The 19,740-nt window shown below is 51.5% G+C and carries 12 protein-coding genes; 7 read left to right on the forward strand and 5 right to left on the reverse strand.

Annotation, left to right across the window (positions count from 1 at the left end; genetic code table 11):
- Positions 1-121 precede the first annotated feature (121 nt).
- A complete protein-coding gene (locus DZK30_RS18605) occupies positions 122-670 on the reverse strand; it encodes a GNAT family N-acetyltransferase (RefSeq protein WP_118975689.1) in 549 nt (182 codons plus the stop codon).
- A gap of 144 nt (positions 671-814) precedes the next feature.
- Between DZK30_RS18605 and DZK30_RS18610 the strand changes: the two genes are divergently transcribed.
- From DZK30_RS18610 to DZK30_RS18625, 4 genes are all read left to right on the forward strand, one after another.
- Positions 815-1,225, forward strand: a complete 411-nt coding sequence (locus DZK30_RS18610) for a hypothetical protein (protein WP_162903230.1) — start codon at positions 815-817, stop codon at positions 1,223-1,225.
- A gap of 168 nt (positions 1,226-1,393) precedes the next feature.
- The gene (locus tag DZK30_RS18615) at positions 1,394-2,473 is read left to right on the forward strand and encodes an efflux RND transporter periplasmic adaptor subunit (protein WP_118975691.1); all 1,080 of its coding nucleotides are present in this window, start codon (positions 1,394-1,396) and stop codon (positions 2,471-2,473) included.
- A gap of 24 nt (positions 2,474-2,497) precedes the next feature.
- A complete protein-coding gene (locus tag DZK30_RS18620) occupies positions 2,498-5,719 on the forward strand; it encodes an efflux RND transporter permease subunit (protein ID WP_118975692.1) in 3,222 nt (1,073 codons plus the stop codon).
- A gap of 23 nt (positions 5,720-5,742) precedes the next feature.
- Positions 5,743-7,176 (forward strand): TolC family protein, encoded by a 1,434-nt coding sequence (locus tag DZK30_RS18625; RefSeq protein WP_205529497.1) that lies wholly within the window; start codon positions 5,743-5,745, stop codon positions 7,174-7,176.
- Positions 7,177-7,255: 79 nt separating this feature from the next.
- On the opposite strand, the gene DZK30_RS18630 is transcribed toward DZK30_RS18625, so the two are convergent.
- The 4 genes from DZK30_RS18630 to DZK30_RS18645 form a co-directional block, all read right to left on the reverse strand.
- Positions 7,256-8,344, reverse strand: a complete 1,089-nt coding sequence (locus tag DZK30_RS18630; RefSeq protein ID WP_118975693.1) for an aminotransferase class V-fold PLP-dependent enzyme — start codon at positions 8,342-8,344, stop codon at positions 7,256-7,258.
- 127 nt (positions 8,345-8,471) lie between these two features.
- Positions 8,472-8,891 (reverse strand): hypothetical protein, encoded by a 420-nt coding sequence (locus tag DZK30_RS18635; RefSeq protein WP_118975694.1) that lies wholly within the window; start codon positions 8,889-8,891, stop codon positions 8,472-8,474.
- 141 nt (positions 8,892-9,032) lie between these two features.
- Positions 9,033-11,006, reverse strand: a complete 1,974-nt coding sequence (locus DZK30_RS18640; RefSeq protein WP_162903231.1) for a T9SS type A sorting domain-containing protein — start codon at positions 11,004-11,006, stop codon at positions 9,033-9,035.
- Positions 11,007-11,057: 51 nt separating this feature from the next.
- Positions 11,058-13,670 (reverse strand): T9SS type B sorting domain-containing protein, encoded by a 2,613-nt coding sequence (locus tag DZK30_RS18645; RefSeq protein WP_118975696.1) that lies wholly within the window; start codon positions 13,668-13,670, stop codon positions 11,058-11,060.
- A 206-nt stretch (positions 13,671-13,876) separates the two neighbouring features.
- On the opposite strand from DZK30_RS18645, the gene DZK30_RS18650 reads away from it, so the two are divergent.
- The 3 genes from DZK30_RS18650 (at position 13,877) to DZK30_RS18660 (ending at position 19,735) form a co-directional block, all read left to right on the forward strand.
- The gene (locus tag DZK30_RS18650) at positions 13,877-15,814 is read left to right on the forward strand and encodes a tetratricopeptide repeat-containing sensor histidine kinase (protein ID WP_118975697.1); all 1,938 of its coding nucleotides are present in this window, start codon (positions 13,877-13,879) and stop codon (positions 15,812-15,814) included.
- A gap of 10 nt (positions 15,815-15,824) precedes the next feature.
- Positions 15,825-16,448: a response regulator gene (locus DZK30_RS18655; protein WP_118975698.1), complete on the forward strand. Its 624-nt coding sequence runs from the start codon at positions 15,825-15,827 to the stop codon at positions 16,446-16,448.
- Between the two features lie 119 nt (positions 16,449-16,567).
- Positions 16,568-19,735, forward strand: a complete 3,168-nt coding sequence (locus DZK30_RS18660) for a right-handed parallel beta-helix repeat-containing protein (protein ID WP_118975699.1) — start codon at positions 16,568-16,570, stop codon at positions 19,733-19,735.
- Positions 19,736-19,740 lie beyond the last annotated feature (5 nt).

Consider the following 19,740-nt stretch of genomic DNA (forward strand, 5'->3'; position numbering starts at 1 on the left):
TACATTATTTGCCTCAAACATCCATCTTGATTATAGCTATGCTTACTGTCCGTGATCTACTGCTGTTATAAAAAAACAGAGCCGTTATGGCTCTGCTTCTTCATGAATATTGATCATTAAATTATTCCGGGATACTCCGCCCGGGCTGCCTGTCCTCACGACGGATCTCATAAACAAAGTTAAGCCGCGGAGGCTCGCCATAATAAGCTACCTCTTCTTCTGCAATCTTAACCGCACCGAGGCGGCCAATAGCCGTTTGAGAACGATAATTGGTAGCGCCGATATGGAAGCGTACCTTATCTGCAAACTGAAAAATATAATCCAGCATAAGGCGCTTGACCATGGGATTCAGGCCTGTGCCCCAGAAGCGACGGGCATAAAATGTATAGCCAATAAAAATGCTTCTGTCTTCTTCACGGTAATCGTAGAAGCGGGTACTGCCCGCGATCGCGCCCGAGCTTTTATCGACGATCTTAAACGCACCTTTGCTCTGTATGGCGCCGTCAAAGAAGGAACGAAAAACCGCTTTTTGCCAACGGTCCTTATTAGGATGCTGCTCCCATATTTTCTCATCAGCCGCCACCGCATATAGATCTTCAAAATCTGTTTCCCACAAGGGCACTAGCAATACGCTTTCATTTTCCAATACCGGTTGTATAGAGAAGTCCATTCGCATATAAATTTAAGAGCACAAAGGTAGGGTTCCAATTGCGTAACCCTTGAATGATAAGGATTGCGTAACCCTTAATTGCCATTCTTTAACATTATTCCTCTTGGCTGGCATGTACAAGTTTATCTACTTTTGCCTACTGTAATGAAGTGGCTCATCAGAGTGGTTCTCCCACTGTTTTTACTGCTGTTTAGCGGATACTATAGTCTGTATGCACAAGGGCATCAGGATGAGTTACACCTTTGCCCGCAGTTGATCACGACAGCTGATTTTTTTCTGCCTCCGATCGGGGTACAGCAAGCAGATGCTCAACTTACCATCTGGCAAACCTTTGCCGAAAGAGGGAAAGAAAAACTCGAAACCACAGACAATGAAGATGAGGAAGAAGAAGTAACGGCAGTAAAGAAATGCCTGTATAATGGCAATTACTTCGCTGCTTACTTTGCCAGGGCGCCAGGTGCCTATACCGCTACCGATATACAGCCCGTTTCTCACCATCTTTTTTCCTATTCTTCCCTTCAGAGATATATCCTGCTTCGTGTGATCAGGATATAATTCCTTGCTGCCGGCGCATTACGCCCGGCTTTTCGCTTTTCCTATATTCCTGCCTGATCAACCCTTGCAAGTACGCCGAAAAAGGGTTGCTGGGAATATTTTGCCTGTATCCAACCGTCCATAAATAAACATTCAGAAAATCCAAGATTGCTTCAAAGCTGAAATCTTATGAAGAGAACACTCATGCTGATGAGCTTGTGCGCCTTATTGTGCCACACAAGCTGTCGTTCGAAAAAGGAAGAGAAGGAGCCTGAAACCAAGCTCCTGGTAACGAGTCCGATCACGCTGGACACGACTATCGTTAACGAATATGTGTGCCAGATCCGTTCGATACGGCATATCGAGCTCAGGGCCCAGGAACGAGGGTATATAGAGAAGATATTCGTCGATGAAGGACAATTTGTAAAAAAAGGGCAGCTCCTGTTTCAGATCATGCCCAGGCTCTATGAGGCAGAGCTTTCAAAAGCGCAGGCCGAAGTACGCTTTGCCGAGATCGAATACCAGAACACCAAACGGCTTGCCGACAGCAGCGTAGTGGCGCCCAACGAACTGGCCATGACCAAAGCCAAGCTGGACAAGGCCAAGGCCGAGTCGGCCCTGAGCCAGGTCCATCTTCAATTCACCGAGATCAGAGCGCCTTTCGACGGCATGATCGACCGCTTTATGGTGCGGCCGGGTAGCCTGGTGAGCGAAGGCGACTTGCTGACTACACTTTCCGACAACAGCAAGATGTGGGTTTACTTCAACGTGCCCGAAGCGGAATACCTGGATTTCAAGAGTAAGATAAGCGCCGAACATCCTTCGGTAAGTCTCGAGATGGCCAACCATAAAGAGTTTGGTCATCCCGGAACAGTGGAGACCATCGAAGCCGACTTCGATAACGAAACGGGCAATATCCCTTTCAGGGCCACCTTCCCTAATCCCGAAGGCTTGCTGCGCCATGGCGAAACCGGCAATATCCATATGCTGGCGCCGATTAAGAATGCCACCATCATACCACAGAAAGCCACTTTCGAGATCCTTGATAAAAAATATGTTTATGTCGTAGGCTCCGACAATCGTGTAAAAGCACGTGAGATCACAGTAGGCGCCGAGATGGAAGACCTGTATGCCGTTACTGCCGGCCTGAAGGATAATGAGAAGATATTGCTGGAAGGTCTTCGGAAGGTGAAAGAAAATGATAAGATCACTTATGAATACGAAGCGCCACGCTCGGTGATCGCCCAGCTAAAGCTGCATGCAGAATAATTAAGCAACCTAAAAAGCAAGACGATGTTCAATAAATTCATAAAAAGGCCGGTCCTTGCGATCATCTTATCGGTGGTGATCATCTTCATGGGGGTGCTGGCCATCAATACGCTTCCGGTATCGCAGTTCCCTTCCATCGCGCCACCTATGGTTGTGGTAAACGTGGCGTACCCGGGCGCGAGCGCCGATGTATTGGTCAACTCGGTGCTTATTCCTATGGAAAAAGCCATCAACGGTGCACCCGGCATGAAGTACATGACCTCTGATGCCACCAGCGCCGGTGAAGCAACCATCCAGGTAGTATTTGACCTGGGCACCGATCCCAACCAGGCGGTAGTGAACGTGAAGAACCGTATCGAGCAGGTGACCAACCGCCTGCCCGAGTTGGTACAGCGCGAGGGCCTGGTGGTGAGCTATACCTCGCCCAACATGCTCATGTATGTGAACCTGTATAGTAAGGATCCCAAAGCGGACGAGAACTTCCTATATAACTTTGCCGGCGTAAACCTTATCCCGGAACTGAGCCGCCTCAACGGCGTGGGCAGTGCCAAGATCCTCGGTAGCCGGCAATATGCCATGCGTGTATGGCTGAAGCCGGACAGGATGCGTGCTTACAACGTAGCGACCGATGAAGTGATGGAAGCGCTGGCACAGCAAAGTATCATCGGATCGCCGGGCCGTATAGGCCAGGCAACAGGTAAACGCTCCCAATCGCTGGAATACGTACTCACCTACCAGGGTCGTTACAATACACCGGAACAATATCAGGATGTGATCATCCGCGCCAATGCCAACGGCGAGATCCTGCACCTGAAAGACATTGCCGATGTGGAGCTGGGTAGCGAGTTCTACGATATCTATTCCAATATGGATGGGCATCCTTCTGCGGCCATTACCCTGAAGCAAACCTATGGTAGTAATGCAAGCGATGTAATCAAGGAAGTAAAAGAAAAGCTGGAAGAGATCAAAGCCAGTTCCTTCCCCCCAGGTATGGACTACCAGATCAGCTACGACGTTTCCAGCTTCCTCGATGCTTCTATCGAAAAGGTGGTACATACGCTGGCAGAAGCCTTCATCCTGGTAGCGATCGTAGTATTCCTTTTCCTCGGCGACTGGCGCTCTACACTTATCCCCACGCTCGCTGTACCTGTATCGCTTATCGGTACCTTCATCTTCATGCAGTTGTTCGGGTTGACCATCAACCTGATCACCCTGTTTGCGCTGGTGCTGGCCATCGGTATTGTGGTGGATAATGCGATTGTAGTGGTTGAAGCTGTGCATACCAAGATGGCGGAAGAGCACCTGACGCCGTACAAGGCCGTCAAGAAAGTGCTGCAGGAGATTAGCGGCGCTATCATCGCGATCACCCTGTTGATGACAGCCGTGTTTATCCCGGTGGCTTTCATGAGCGGCCCCGTGGGCATCTTCTACCGCCAGTTCTCCATTACCATGGCTACTTCTATCGTGATCTCGGGCTTTGTAGCACTGACGCTGACTCCGGTACTGTGCGCCATGATCCTGAAAAATACACACGGAAAGCCCAAAAGCAAGAACCCTGTCAACTGGCTGCTCGATCGTTTCAACAACTGGTTCGAACGTCTTACCGGCCGCTATGCGAGCCTGCTGAAGCTCATCGTGAACCGGCGCGTGATTACCTTTGGCCTGCTGCTGGCCTTCTGCGGCGGCATCTGGCTTACCTCGGAAACATTGCCTACCGGCTTTATCCCCAACGAGGACCAGGGTATGATCTATGCGATCATCCAGACCCCTCCGGGCTCTACACTGGAAAGGACGAATGATATATCCCGCAAGCTGCAGAAGGTTGCCGAGCATGTCGAAGGCGTGCAATCGGTTTCGGCGCTGGCCGGCTACGAGGTACTTACCGAAGGTCGCGGCTCCAATGCCGGTACCTGTCTCATCAACCTTAAAGGTTGGTCGGAGCGAAAGCATACTGCCGTGGAGATCATTGAAGAGCTTGAAGAAAAGGCGAAAGTAATTCCTGGCGCTACCATCGAATTCTTTCAGCCCCCGGCCGTACCGGGCTATGGCGCCGCTGGTGGTTTCTCGCTACGACTCCTGGATAAGACCAACTCCGGCGATTATAAATCCTTCGGAAAGGTCAACGATGAATTCATGGCCGAGCTGCGCAAGCGCAAAGAGCTTTCGGGGCTGTTCACCTTCTTCGCCGCCAACTATCCGCAGTATGAGCTACAGATCGACAACAAAGCGGCAATGCAGAAGGGCGTCTCTATTGCTAAAGCGATGGACAACCTTTCCATCCTCATCGGTAGTACCTACGAGCAAGGCTTTATCCGTTTCGGTAACTTCTTTAAAGTGTATGTGCAGGCTTCTCCTGAATACCGCGCGCTGCCCGACGACCTGCTCAAGCTTTACGTAAAGAATAACCGTGACGAAATGGTGCCTTATTCCGCATTCATGAAGGTGGTGAAAACACAGGGCCTGAACGAGATCACCCGTTTCAATATGTACACGGCGTCGGCGATCAACGGTGCACCTGCTCCTGGATACAGTAGCGGCGAGGCGATCAAAGCCATCCAGGAAGTAGCAGCCAAGCTGCCCCGTGGTTATGGCATCGACTGGCTGGGGCTGTCCAAGGATGAGGTAGGGCGCGGCAACGAAGCGTTGTATATCTTCCTTATCGTGCTGGCCTTCGTATACATGGTGCTGGCCGCACAGTACGAAAGCTTCATCATTCCGCTGGCCGTTATCCTTTCCTTACCGGTCGGGGTCTTCGGCGCCTTTGCGCTGCTTAAAGTCATGGGCCTTTCCAACGATATCTATGCTCAGGTGGGCCTGGTCATGCTGGCCGGTCTGCTCGGTAAGAACGCGGTGCTGATCGTGGAATTTGCCGTACAGAAGCATCAGCAGGGAGCAACGATCGCCGAGGCCGCCATCGAGGGCGCCCGGGTACGTTTCCGGCCGATCCTGATGACTTCGTTTGCCTTCATCGCCGGTCTCATTCCGCTGTTGTTTGCTACCGGCCCGGGTGCACTGGGCAACCGTACGATCGGCGCATCTTCTGCCGGCGGTATGCTGCTGGGTACCATTTTTGGCGTGATCATTATCCCGGGATTGTATTATGTGTTTGGTAAAATGGCTGCCGGCCGCAAGCTCATCCGCGATGAGGATGAAGTGCCGTTGACCGAAGACCTCACACAATCCAAACGCAAGAAGAAGAAAAGAAAGCTGAAGATCTTCGGTTTCCGGTCCAATGTAGAAAACTAATTCATTGAAAAAACATCGGCATAATGATGCAAAAGAAATATAAGCTACTGGGGATCGCTTGCCTGTCGCTGGCCTATACGGCCTGCAAGCTGCCTTCCCTGGCAGGAAAAAAAGAAAGCCAGGCCATCCCGGAGCACTACGCCAACGGCGCCCAGGATTCTGTCAATACCGCCCGGCTCAGGTGGCGCGAATACTTTACCGATCCCAACCTCGCTGCACTTATTGATACGGCCCTGGCCAATAACCAGGAGCTGAACATTACACTGCAGGAGATCGAAATATCTAGGAACGAGGTAAGGGCCCGGAAAGGCGAATACCTTCCCTTCGTTGGGATACAGGCAGGCGGTGGCGTAGATAAGGTAGCACGCTATACCAATATCGGCGCTATGGAAGCTAATACTGAGATCAAGCCCGGAAAGGAGATGCCCGATCCGTTGCCTGATTACCAGATCAGGGCCGTTGCCACCTGGGAGATCGATATATGGCAAAAGCTGCATAATGCCAAGAAGGCAGCCGTGTCGCGCTATCTCTCGACCATGGAGGGCCGTAATTTCGTGATCACTAACCTGGTGGCTGAGATCGCCAATTCCTATTACGAACTGCTGGCGCTCGACAACCAGTTGGCCATCCTGCAGCAAAACATCGAGCTGCAGAACAGCGCCTTGCGGATTGTCAGGCTGCAGAAAGAAGCGACCAGGGTAACAGAGCTTCCCGTACGCAAGTTTGAAGCGGAAGTGCTGAAAACGCAGAGCCTGCAATACGATATCCAGCAACGGATAACCGAAACGGAAAACAAGATCAACTTCCTGCTGGGCCGCTATCCGCGGCACATCGCAAGAAGTCAGCAAGACCTGACCACCATCATCCCTGCTGTGGTCCATACGGGCTTACCGCCGCAGCTCCTGGCCAATCGCCCCGACATCAGGCAAGCTGAGCTGCAGCTTACTGCCGCCAAGCTGGATGTCAAAGTAGCCAAGGCTCAGTTCTATCCATCGCTGGGTATTTCCGCGTCTATCGGCTACCAGGCTTTCAATCCTTCTTACCTGCTTAAGACGCCCGAGTCGCTGCTGTACTCACTGGCAGGCGACCTGGTGGCGCCCCTGGTGAACCGTAATGGCATTAAGGCTACTTACTACAGCGCCAATGCCAAACAAATACAGGCATTATACCAGTATGAGCGCACGATCCTGAATGCTTATATAGAAGTGGCCAATCAACAGGCTAAAATCGGCAACCTGGAACAGAGTTACGACCTCAAGACCAAGCAGGTCGATGCACTTAGCCGTTCGGTCAATATCTCCAATGGCCTGTTCCAATCGGCCAGGGCCGACTATATGGAAGTGTTGCTGACACAGCGGGATATGCTGGAAGCACGGTTTGAACTGATCGAGACCCGTAAAGCGCAGATGAGCGCGGTGGTCAATATCTACCAGGCTTTGGGCGGCGGCTGGAATTAAAACTTCTGAATACTACAAAAAAGAATGAATACAAAAGGGGACCTTCGCAGTCCCCTTTTGCTTTATCTTACCGGCAGTGTTATTGTGTTTTTCCCCAATCTCCGATGGCATCCGTGATGGCCCGGATGTCGCTTTCAGTATTATGCATATGAATGCTGATCCGGATCAGTCCGTGACGGCAAGTGGTGATGATGTTACGTAGGGCCAGGAAATCGTGTAAGCCCGGCGCCGCATCGATGCAAACAATCGAGGCGCGGCTCAGCGTATCCCGATCGCCGGTCAGGCGTACGGGAAGCGCGATGAGCTGGTCCAGCAGCACCTGAGTAAGCTGCATATTGCGTTCCTCAATCTGCAGCAATCCCCGGGCCAGCTTCTCTTCGATCGCATGGCTCATAATGGTAAGGCTGAACATATCGGGGCTGCCCGGCTCATAGTCCGTCACGGAAGGTATGCTTTCCAGCGTATTGTTGTCCCAGTGGAAGCGGGTACCGGCATTGCCGCCGACCATTGGCGGGTACCGGTCCAGAAAGGCCGGATGCATATACATAAGGCCGGTACCGAAGCCCGCGTTCATCCATTTATAATTGCTGGCCATCAACACATCGACAGGCAACGTAGACAAGTCTATATCGATAGCGCCCAGGCTTTGTGTCGCATCGACGATCAACAAAGCATTGTTATCGTGGCATACCGCTCCCAACTGCGCCAGGTCGATCTTAAAACCGCTCTGCCATTGTACATGACTCAGAACGACCACATCGATCTTTTGCGCCTTAATGATCGCAGCAATTTTTTCGATATCGATCCGGAAGCCCTCTTCGCTGTCGATCCAGGTAATATCAAATTTGTTAGGGACAAAGGGAAGGTATAAAGAGGGAAAATCGTTCCGGTACAGCAATACCTTTTCGTTGCCCTTCAGGCTATGCACCAGGGCATTGATCCCGAAGGAAAAATTGGGCAGGAAGGCTACATTTCCGGCTTCCGTACGCATCAACCGGGCTGCATTGCGTTTAATTTCGGGATAACGGAGTGCCCGCCATTCCTCGCTCGCCGCAGAACTATCCTGCTCAAATCGTTCGTAGAAGGCTATACCGGCTTGTCGCAGGGATTCAGAAATAAGACCGCAGCCGGCGGTGTTGAGATAGACTTGACGAAAGGAGTCAGGCATAAGATCAGGTTTAGCGTTATGCAAATGTAACGGATCAAGCTCATAACAGACGACCACTATCGTTTAAGCACCAGAGCATCCACAGCGGGTAGTAAGTGCTCTTGACCTAGTCGTTATGAACCGCTTTTCACAATGCTGAGGTCAACTGTTCCAGCTCAACATTGCCCACCCACCCTTCGCACTCCTTCATAGCAATCAGCAAGTACTTTCCGGCCTCCTCCAGCGAACCCGCCTCTCCCCGGACATAGGCATTATGCCAGGGCCGCTTATCTTCAGGAAGTAGGTATTCGATATAAAAAGTATTTCCTGCGTTACCAATGATGATATACCATTCGCTTGCAAAATCATCTTTGTTCCGGAGCACCAACCTTGCAAGAGAAGTAAGCCCCCATATTTTTGTCTCCGTAAACATTCTGTTGATCATATTAATCAAGAGCAACATACCCCTACCTACGTCCTCATAGCCGGGCGGACTACTAGTAGACAGATCAGCATAGAAATCCTCCAGGGTCATGCTCTTTTGTTCTGAGCTACGGACTATAGGCATAAAGTATATTTGATCAGCAAAGATACATATACGAACAAGAGGCCGTTTACCGCTCAAGCCTGTTTACATTTCGACTGCGCTCAATATGACAGGCTTGAGCCCCTTTGGCAGGGCCAATCCATTGTATTAGCACCTGGTTTATTAGTCCGCCTTCACCAGCTTCTCTACTTTGAGCAAGCGGCCTTCTTTATCGCTCAGCCGAAGGAAGTAAATGCCGTTGTCCATACCTCTCAGGGATATGTCTTTTGCATCATCCTCTTTACTGATGATGCGACCATCTATGCCGGCAATCATCACCTTTATGGCAAAGGGTGCACGGATATGTACGATGTTTTTTGCAGGGTTGGGGAAAATGCTGACTAGCCGGGCTTTTGCGTTAAGGTCCTCGATACCGCTCCACGCTGCATCGAAGATGCCGGAAGTATCGTTGCAACGACCTTTGGCCACGGCTACCTGGTACTGTCCGCCTTGTGTAATGGTATAGGTGCTGTTGGTCGCTCCGGGTACTTCATTGGCATTACGATACCATTGGTAGGTATCGAAGGGCTGTGTGGTGCTCAGGGTATTGTCGGTCCGCATAATAACGGCTTCCGGGTTACCAATAACGACTGCGAAAGTATCGACGCGATAGTGACAATAGTTGCCGTTGCGCACATAATATGTCCCCGAAGCGCTTACGGTACGCTGATCGCCCGTGCTACCATCGTCCCAGAGGAAATGATATGCTCCAGCAGGCCCTTGCAGCACAAAGGCATCCCCGGCAGGCTTACATACCATCGTATCATGACGGGCATAAACAGTATCTGTTATGGCAGGCTTGACAAAAATACCTCCCATGGTCTCGGTGCCACTGGAATAAGCAGGAAGTGCCACCGCCTTGCGATTGAAGCTACAACCCGCACCGGCGATATTGGGATGCTGAATACAGCCCAGGTAAGCCTGGAACGGTGCACCGAAATAGCTGCCCGGGCCGCTTGCCGGTGGATAAAAGTAGCCATCAACACCGGAGGTATCACCACCATACGAAGCGGGCAGGTAGATTTTACCATCGGGTCCCAGGCGCATCACATTGTTGTACGAGGAAATGGAATCGGAAAGCAATACACGTGAGTTTTTAATGGCCATTCCGCTTCCGAGCGCCGTATTGTACTGGAACAAGGAAGATTCTACATGCTGGTTATTAGGATTGGCCGGGCTCATACCGCCGGGATTGAGCAGCGAGAGATACAGCTTCTGGTTATCGGGCGAAAAGCAAAGGCTCATGCCAAAGGCAAAGCTCAACGTATCGATAACGACGGGATTGGTGATGGCAGCTGTGCTCCGGTTAAAATCGAAAAGCTCTACGATCGGTACCAATTCTCCGCCATTTTGACCAAAAGCCAGCTTTGTGCCACTATGCGATATAGCCATATTCCCGCCAAAGCTAAGGGGCCCCATAAAGCCAACGGCGCCATTGCCAACAGTTGAAGAAACCGGAGTTGTGTTGACACCGGCATTATTGATCTCAAACACTTTAAATTCGGTATTGTAGAGGTCATGGGTGATCAGCCAAACGTTGCAATCTGTACCTGGCACGGCCTTCATCGCCCCCGAAAGATTATCTTCCAGGAGCAGGTTCTTTTGACCGGCAACCACATCGCCCAGACCATTGTTGAGGCTCATGTCCACAAGCGTGTACCGTAGCTCATAGGCATTGGTGGTTGCTCCGAGGAAGTCGATGCTGCCGCACATGTAGAAAATATAATATTGTTGCGGATTGGCGATCACAGGAACGATCAATGCAGCATCCATTGCATTGCCACCAGAAAGGCCGGTACCCGCCGGCATCAGGTGGTGTTCCTTATCCCATACGTTGTAGGCATCGGTATAGAACAGCAGGTTGCCGTCGGCATCAGCTACCGAAGCCGCGTTGATCGTCGACACGGGAGTCGCTCCGGAAGTGTACTGAAAACGCATAGCGGAAGTATCCGGCTCCGGATTGTTATTGTCGAAATGCAGACCGCCATACTGGTAAAATTTCCAGTGGCTGTTTTCTTTAAGCGTCCAGGCGGGTTGCTGGCCGCGGCTCTTTGTTACCAGGCAAAGCAATAGCAAGGCACATAGACATCTTTTCATCAATTGCATGTTAAACGGTTTTGGATATATAGAAAGCAGTTAAAAATCGGGTTAGCGGATCAGGGTTACATTACCTTCATAGACTTCCCGGTGCTCCTGATCGATCCAGGCAGTAATGCGGTAGAGGTATACGCCCCCGGGTTGCGCTTTACCATTGAAACGCCCGTCCCATCCCCGCCCATCCGTACGCGTGGTCTCAAACACCACCTGCCCCCAGCGATTGAGCACCTGCATGAAGAATCCGCTGAGCTTACGGGAAAGGATCTGCCGCGGGAAGAAATAATCGTTGCTACCATCTCCGTTGGGCGTAAAGGCATTGGGTATATCGATATAGCAATCTTTACCTACCACAATCGACTCCGATGCCGTACAACTATGTGTGTTGGTGATACTAAGACTGTACCTCCCTTCATGACGGACAACGATAGTGGCAATGGTTTCACCGGTGCTCCACCGGTAAACAACGCCGTCTGCGGGAGCAGTCCGCGCGGATAAGGACAAGGGTTGGCCATGCAGGCATAATATACTGTCTGGCCCCAGGTCGACCATGGGCAAAGGATATACGATTATCGTATCGTAAAATATACGTTGAGGGCATACGCGGAATACGGCTGCCATCGATAGGGGCATCGTACCGGGTATATCGTACGCATGCTGCAGCGGCTCCATTCCCGTAGCAAGCCCGTAGCCATCGCCCAATTGCCAATGCAACCGGGTTACCGTGCTGTCGTACCCCGGCTCCAGCATTAAGAATTCTCCGGTACAAAGGCTATCCCTGTCCCTGGTAAAACCAAGTCCTGCTGCCGGCGCATCTACGGTAATGCGACGGGCGATAGTATCCCGGCATAACGCCCCGCTACCACTAAGCCTGACCATAAAGCTTCCCGGTTGTGTATACAGGTGCACAGGTTCTCTTAGTATACTCGTATTGCCTTCGCCAAACTGCCAACGGAAGTCGGTATAGTAAGCATCCGATGTATTTTGAAAGACAATATCCGTTCCCAGGCAAACCAGGGTATCCGACACAAAGGAAACATGATGCTCTTCATCGGGTATATACACATGTAACAGTGTATCGCAATGGGGTGTGTGCACCTGAAGGGTATAATTCCCGGCCGGCACATGCGATAAGGTATCTGTACGCGATAAGGTATCACCGGATGCATTGCGCCAGGTATAATCGTACTGTACGGTATCACCGTTATACGTCAGTGCCAGGGCGCTGCCCGCCGCCATTCCCTTGCAGCTGTTGTTGACGATTAGCTGTGGGCGGGCTCCATAAGGAAAGCTAAGACGGAACGTGTCGGTATGGAACACGCAGGGCGGTGTATGATACCGCACCCAATATAAACCCGGTGCGGTTACTGTAAGTTTCCGGTCAGCGCTGCCGGTATTCCATTCATAGCTCCAGCCAGAGGTGTCCATGGCACTAAGTGTGTAGTCTGCCGCAAAGCAGCCCGCAGCAGCGCCGGCGGCTGTGTATAGGGTATCCCTCGTAAAAACGGGTGTCATATTATGCAGACCGAAGCTCATCGAGGTACCCTGTAGCAACGTCAGTCCATCTACAATTACCTCACAAGCCGCTCCGGACAGATCAGGTTGCCTGATAAAAGACACTTTATCGCCCGCCGTAGCCGAATGCTGAAAATAGATACGCCCATCCGGACCACATTGAAGGCTGGTATTCCGCCCGTTGCTGCTAACTTGTACCCTGGTAGTAGCCGGCGCCGGTGCTGTGATGTCAAACTGGTAGATATCCTGAAAGGAGCTGCCGTACAGCTTTTTGCTATCCGGTGAAAAACAAGCGCCGTAATAGCCCAGCTGCGGTTCGAGTTGAATGGCATCGTAAACCATGCCGGTAGCGGCATTGAACCGCGCCAGCTCCAATCCATTGTTGCCTCCGAAAAGTGCCTGCTCCGAAGCGGCGATATGTTTGCGGTCAGGCGAAACGGCAAGATAGCCGAAGGAAAGATTCTTAGCGGTAGCTGCATTGGAAATAACCGGCGTGGTGTTGAGTCCGGCCGACGTCAGCTCAAAAGCTTTATAACGCGCCATACCTTTTACACAAGTCAGTATCCAAATATTGCAGCGGTCGCCCACAATACCGATCATCTTTTCTGTAAGCCCCGAATCAACAAAGATGCTTTTGCTTCCGGCCACTACATCACCCATACCGCCATTCAATGTCATATCAACAATACTATAAAAGAGCTTTCCCCTTATGGCAACCGCCTGATCAACTGCTGTAAGCGAAAAAATATAGTATTTGTGACTACTGTCGGGCATAGGAACGATCAATGCACCTTGACTTGTGCTATTGGTGCTTCCCGGCCCCAGGCCCGTAAGATCCGCGCCATTACTCATTAGTACGCCGGTACGGTCCCACACCTGCGAGCCATCGGTGTACAGTTGCAGGATACCGGTGCTGCTGCACACCGAAGCGCTGGCTTCCAGGGTACCGGAGGGGTCTACCGCATCGATGCCTGTACGCATGGCCACCGGTACACCGGAACTGAAGTTCAAACCGGCATTATGCCCAAAGCACCAGATCCGGTTTGCTGCAGCATTGTATTGCGCATGAGTGGTCACGACGGCAAATAATGACAGCAGTGTAATCATTACAAAGCAAGCCAGGCTTTGCATACGGAAAGAGAAAGAGATCATGGTTCGTTTATGTTTACCGTACTGTGACGGGCGCCTCGCCACAGACAAGCGATATTGCGGGTATTGGTCCAACCTTTTTCCAGGCTGCTTTCAAAATTAGAAGGGTCGCTTCCGGCAAAAAAGAGTAAAAACACTCATTTGACGGAAAGCCGTTTTAAAAAGAAAAATTACTTTTGATCCAACTGCCTGACCAGAAAAGACCAACCATGTTCCTAAAAAGAAGATACCTGCTTTGCTTTGCACTGTTATGCGCACTACAGCTCCGATTGCCGCTTGCAGCCCAGGAGCAAGCCGCCGGATTGAGCACAGTAGCGGATACGCTTCGTGCCAGAAAATTGATGCAGGCAGCAGGAAAGGCAAGGGCTTTGCAGCCGGATAGCGCCATATCCTTGCTGCAGGAATCTTTGCAGATCAGCCGTATGCTTGGTCATGAGGACGGCATAGCCAGCGCGCTGTTGAGCATGGCTTTCTGCTACCAGGACAAAGGTGACTATGATAAAACGCAAAAGCTGTTGCAACTTGCGTATCCGCACTGCCTACGCATATCGGAGCACAATAAGCGGATACTCCCCGCCCTGTATAATGGTTGGGGCGGTACCTACAACCTGATGGGCAATAACGACAGCGCTATCCACTTCTTTTATAAAGCCCTCACCGAAATCACGCAAAACGGAAGCAAGGATAGCATAATCCTGGCACAGGTATATGACAACCTGGGTGTCGCCTGGATGCAGAAAGGTGCTCTGAGCAAGAGCATTGGCTATATGCAGCAGGCCGAAAACATTGCTGTACGCATACACGACGCTACGGTGCTGCCTGACATCTATATCAACAAAGGCCTTGCCTGGGCGGCATCGAAGGATAGTGCCAGGGCAATGCAATACCTGGGCAAGGCACGTTTGGTATTGCTGAAACAACCTCAAAACCGGAGCATTAAATTTGTATACTATGCTATGGGCAATGTGCAAAGCGATCTTAACAAAGCCATCCCTTATTACCGTTATGCGTTGGCTTACGACAGCACTTCAGGTTTTGCCGCAGGCATGTACCAGGCGATAGGAAGCGTGTATTACCGGCTGGGCGATCTACGCGCCGCAGCTCCCTACTATCTGAAGGCACAGCAGGTGTGCACCACTAAGGGGCTGGTCATGCATCGTATAGCCAATTATTCGGCACTTTCTGCTATATACGGACAATTGGGGCAGTACGAACAGGCCTATCGCTACCAAGTGGCCTATGCCGACCTTAACGACAGCCTGCAGGATGTGGCTAAAGCCAGGGAGATAGCCGGGTTGGAGCTTAAATACAGGACTGCGGAGAAAGATAAGGAGCTGGCGCAAAACAAAGCCCTGCTCTACCGGCTGCAACGGGGTATCATACTGGGCACCGCGACCGGATTGTTGCTGTTGGGTGTGGCAGCCGGCTTCTGGCGCAGCATACGGCTAAAGCAAAAGCTACAGGCCGCACAGATCCGTGATCTGCAGCAGCAGCAAAAAATAGAACAATTGCACGCCAAAATGCAGGGCGAGGAAGAAGAACGTAGTCGCATCGCCAGGGAGCTGCACGATGGCGTTAATGTCTTGCTCTCTGCCACTAAAATGAACTATGCTGCGCTAGGCAAAGAGCACAAAGGCCTGCCCGACACAAAAACCTATGGTGAGATCATGTCGCTGCTGAACCATATGGGCCTGGAACTGCGCACGATCACCTACAAGCTGGTACCGGAGCTGCTGATCCAGCAAAGCCTGCCCGATGCCATTGAGACTTTCTGCGAACTGATTCAGAAGAGCAATCGCTTACATATTGAGCTGCAAACTTTCGGCTCTTTTACCGCATTGAAGCCGGAATTTTGCTTTGCCGTATATCGCGTTGTACAAGAGCTGGTGCACAATATTGTCAAACATTCGGGGGCCACACAAGTGCTCATCGCCCTACTCTACCAGGACGATCTGCTGCAGCTTACGGTAGAGGATAATGGTAACGGCTTCGATACAAGTAAAACAATGAAGGGCCTTGGGCTCGAAAGTATCCGCAGCAGGGTAAAAGACCTTGGTGGCCACATTAGCTTCAATTCCCGCTCTGGTGAAGGAACCAGTGTAGAATTGGAAGTATCCACGCTTTCCTGTGCGCAGCCTGCCCGCTAAACCAAGCGATATGAGTATCAAGATCACTATAATAGACGACCATCCCCTGCTGATCAAAGGACTGCAAAGCATGCTTGGCCATCACCCCGACATCGAGATTATCGGCGCATACCAGGAGGCGAACAGCCTGCTGAAAGCATTGCAGTCGAAGCAACCCGATGTGTTGCTCCTGGATATACAAATGCAAGGGCAGATGGGCGATGAGCTGGCGCCGGTGCTGCACCGGCTATACCCCGAGGTGATGGTACTGGTGCTCACCAACCTCGAACACCGCTATTACATTAAATCGATGCTGCAGCACGGAATCAAGGGTTATGTGCTTAAGAGCAGCGATGAGCAGGTATTGCTGGAAGCCATACGTACCGTGGCCCGTGGTACAGAATACTTTGATCCTGCTATCCGCCGGCAGGTATTGCAGGAACGGCAAAGCCGCACTTTATCACCATCGCTAACCCGCCGGGAAAAAGAGATCCTGAAAATGCTGACGCACAATTGTAGCAGCCAGGAGATCGCAGATCATCTCTGCCTCAGCAAACGTACGGTAGAGAACCATCGGACCCACCTGCTGCAAAAGCTGGATGTCAAGAACTCGGCCAGCCTGATCCGAAAAGCGATGGAGCTGGGCCTGATCTGATATTGTTCAGCTGGTTCCCGGTGAAATAGTAAAATATATGGATAAGATACGCATTACATTTGTTCATTGGATTGCATGTAATAAAATCTATCTTCGTATAACTATCCCCGGACCAACCCATGAAAAGAATCCATCACCTGGCGCTCATCTTCTTGTGCCTTTGCCCTTCCCTAAGCCGGGCGGCGATCATTTATGTCGACAGCGCACATGCCGGCGGTACTCAGACAGGCGCCTCCTGGGCTACAGCCTTTCAGCACTTTCAAAGCGGTATCGATGCCGCGCAAAGCGGCGATAGCGTATGGGTGGCCCAGGGAACTTATCAGCCTCCCCCCGGGGCATCCTTTCAGATGAAAGAAGGTGTAAAGATCCTCGGAGGCTTTTTAAACACCGATACAGCTGCGACGCAACGCGACTTCCAGGGCAACCTTACTGTACTTAAGGGGAACGGGAACAGCGTTATCCGGAACGATGCGACAGGATTAACTGCCGCCGCATTACTGGATGGCTTTACCATCTCAGGAGGCAATGCCGGCCAAGGCGGCGGGATCTATAACAATTATGCGTCGCCACGTATCAGCAACTGTGTTATTAAAGACAATGCCGCTCTTAGCGGCGCCGGGTTATACAACCGGGGAAAACTGGATATCCGGCACACAACCATTATCGGAAATATCGCTATAAATAGTACCGGCTACAGCACCCAGGGCGGTGGCATTTACAATATCGGCAGCGCCGGCGACACCCTCCTGCACTGCATCATCAGGAACAATATCGCCAGCACCGGATGTGGTATCTATAACGACAGTAGCAGCTTATACATGGACTATTGCCTTGTCGACTCTAATCAAAGCAGTGACGCTAATTTGTATGCCAGTGGCTATGGCGGCGGAATATGCAACCAATTTGCAGTATCGTTGCTGATCAGGCATTCGCGTATTATCGCCAACCATATAGCCGCATACAACAACATTTATGCCTATGGCGGTGGCCTACTGCACTGGGGGCAGACACTCACGATCGACAGCTGTATCATCGGCGGCAATAAGGCTACCGCAAGCCAGCCCTACGGCGGCGGGATCGCCATAACCGGGTACGGCCCAGTCAACATTACCCATTCTACCTTTAGCGGTAATATGGCTGAGGGCGCCAATGCCTTCGGTGGCGGGATATATAACTGGAGCGCCGCTACTATCACCATTAGCGACTGTGATATTACGGACAACATGGGCTATACCGACGCTGTTTACCGTTGCTATGGCGGCGGCTTTTACAATGCCGGAATTGCTCCGGTCAGCCTCAACCGGTGCAGGATTGCCCGGAACACCGCATATTCCAGCTACCAGACGGAGTGTAAAGGCGGCGGCATATATAATGCCGGAGAAGCCTTGTTTGGGATCAACGATTGCAGCATTACCGATAATAAGATCAGCACCTATCACTTTAACAGTTACGGTGGCGGCATCTACAACGATGCTACCGCGCCGATGCAGATCAGCCATTCCCTTATCAGCCGTAATATCGCCGAATGCACCCCACTCATATTCTACCGTGCTCTTGGCGGCGGCATCTATCATTCCGGCGATAGCCTGGAGCTCGCCTATTGTACCATACGGGACAATAAAGCATTGAACGCCGGTGGTGGCATATACATTGAAGGAAGTACAACCGTTTCAACCATCAGCAACAGCATTTTTACCGCCGACTCTGCGAAGAATGGCGCGGCTATTTATTGCCAGGGTGCTGCTCCTATAATAGCCGGTGCACTCCTGTACCGCAATGTCGCCGACTCTTTTGGCGCCGCTTGCTACAATAGTTCCTCCTCGCCCAGGATCAGCAATAGCACTATAGTCTGCAACAGAGCCCCCGGGAGCGCCATCTATAATACAGCCAATTCAGCGCCCATGCTCGTCAACACGATCGTATGGGCCAATAGCGGCGGCATGCTGAGTAGCGGCGCTTCTACACCCCAGGTTACCTATAGCCTGGTACAAGGCATTAACGGGAGCATCCCCGAACACAATATAGACGGCAATACAGACCCTTTGTTTGCCGATACAACCGCTGCCGATTTCAGCCTGCGCTTCAATAGCCCTTGTATCGACAATGGGCATAACATAAATGTCCCGGTGACACTCACCAATGATCTGGCAGGAAACAACAGGATAGAAAACAGCATCGTCGACAGGGGAGCATACGAATACCGGTTTGCCATCAATCTCGGCAATGATACTACGATTTGCCCGGGCGACAGCTTCATGTTGGATGCCCGTAATCCCGGCGCCGCCTGCCTATGGAATACAGGCGATACAACACGATCGATCCGCATCAGCGATACCGGCTATTACAGCGTATCGGTAAGCAATAGCTTCGGCACGATCACGGACACCATACACATTGGCTTTAAGAACCCTCCCACTCCTGATCTGGGGAACGATACCATACGTTGCACCGGTGTGCTGCTCGATGCCGGGTATCCCGGATCGTCGTATCTGTGGAGCACCGGCGACACGACACAGCACATATCCGCTCTTACACCCGGTATCTATTCCGTAAAGGTCACCGGCATTAATTATTGCGTGGGTTACGATACCATCAATATCGGCTTATATCCTTTACCTCTTATCGACCTGGGCCCCGATACCGCTATTTGCAGGACAGATACATTGCTGCTGGAGGTACCTTATCCCGGCGCTACTTACCTGTGGAGCGATGGCTCCGTACAGCCCATGCTGAGGGTATACGCAAGCGGCATATACAGCGTGGCAGTTACCGATGGTAACCAATGTACCAGCTACGATACGCTTTCTGTAAGGGTAAAGGCCAGGCCGGTGGTTGATCTCGGCGACGACATTACCCTGGCTCAGGGCGCTAGCGCCGTCCTTAATGCCGGTAATCCAGGTTCAGGCTATTTATGGAATACGGCGGAGACAACCCAAACAATTACAGTAACGCAGGCGGGCACATACACGGTATGGGTTACCAATAGTGAAAACTGCCAGACTATGGATTCCGTTCATATCCTTTGGACCAACGCCATCAACAACAGGCAAGCGGGCGCAACGGCATGGCAGGTCTACCCTAACCCGGCGCTGGAAAGTGTTGTTATCAGTAACGCGAAAGGCGTACCGGTCCCATGCAGGATAAGGATCATGGATATGCCTGGTCACTTGCTCCTGGAAACATCAATCACCCGCAACGGGCAACGTATTTCGCTGGCCAACCTAAGGCCCGGCGCTTACCTGCTGCAGCTGCCCGACGGCACTGTGTTTAAGCTTGAGAAACGGTAAAGCAA

Origin of the sequence: Taibaiella koreensis (assembly GCF_003545715.1) — a bacterium.
GTDB lineage: Bacteria > Bacteroidota > Bacteroidia > Chitinophagales > Chitinophagaceae > Taibaiella > Taibaiella koreensis.

Coding starts and splice junctions, on each gene's coding strand:
- DZK30_RS18605 (WP_118975689.1), bottom strand. CDS start 670: ATGGACTTCTCTATACAACCGGTATTGGAAAATGAAAGCGTATTGCTA.
- DZK30_RS18610 (WP_162903230.1), top strand. CDS start 815: ATGAAGTGGCTCATCAGAGTGGTTCTCCCACTGTTTTTACTGCTGTTT.
- DZK30_RS18615 (WP_118975691.1), top strand. CDS start 1,394: ATGAAGAGAACACTCATGCTGATGAGCTTGTGCGCCTTATTGTGCCAC.
- DZK30_RS18620 (WP_118975692.1), top strand. CDS start 2,498: ATGTTCAATAAATTCATAAAAAGGCCGGTCCTTGCGATCATCTTATCG.
- DZK30_RS18625 (WP_205529497.1), top strand. CDS start 5,743: ATGATGCAAAAGAAATATAAGCTACTGGGGATCGCTTGCCTGTCGCTG.
- DZK30_RS18630 (WP_118975693.1), bottom strand. CDS start 8,344: ATGCCTGACTCCTTTCGTCAAGTCTATCTCAACACCGCCGGCTGCGGT.
- DZK30_RS18635 (WP_118975694.1), bottom strand. CDS start 8,891: ATGCCTATAGTCCGTAGCTCAGAACAAAAGAGCATGACCCTGGAGGAT.
- DZK30_RS18640 (WP_162903231.1), bottom strand. CDS start 11,006: ATGAAAAGATGTCTATGTGCCTTGCTATTGCTTTGCCTGGTAACAAAG.
- DZK30_RS18645 (WP_118975696.1), bottom strand. CDS start 13,670: ATGATCTCTTTCTCTTTCCGTATGCAAAGCCTGGCTTGCTTTGTAATG.
- DZK30_RS18650 (WP_118975697.1), top strand. CDS start 13,877: ATGTTCCTAAAAAGAAGATACCTGCTTTGCTTTGCACTGTTATGCGCA.
- DZK30_RS18655 (WP_118975698.1), top strand. CDS start 15,825: ATGAGTATCAAGATCACTATAATAGACGACCATCCCCTGCTGATCAAA.
- DZK30_RS18660 (WP_118975699.1), top strand. CDS start 16,568: ATGAAAAGAATCCATCACCTGGCGCTCATCTTCTTGTGCCTTTGCCCT.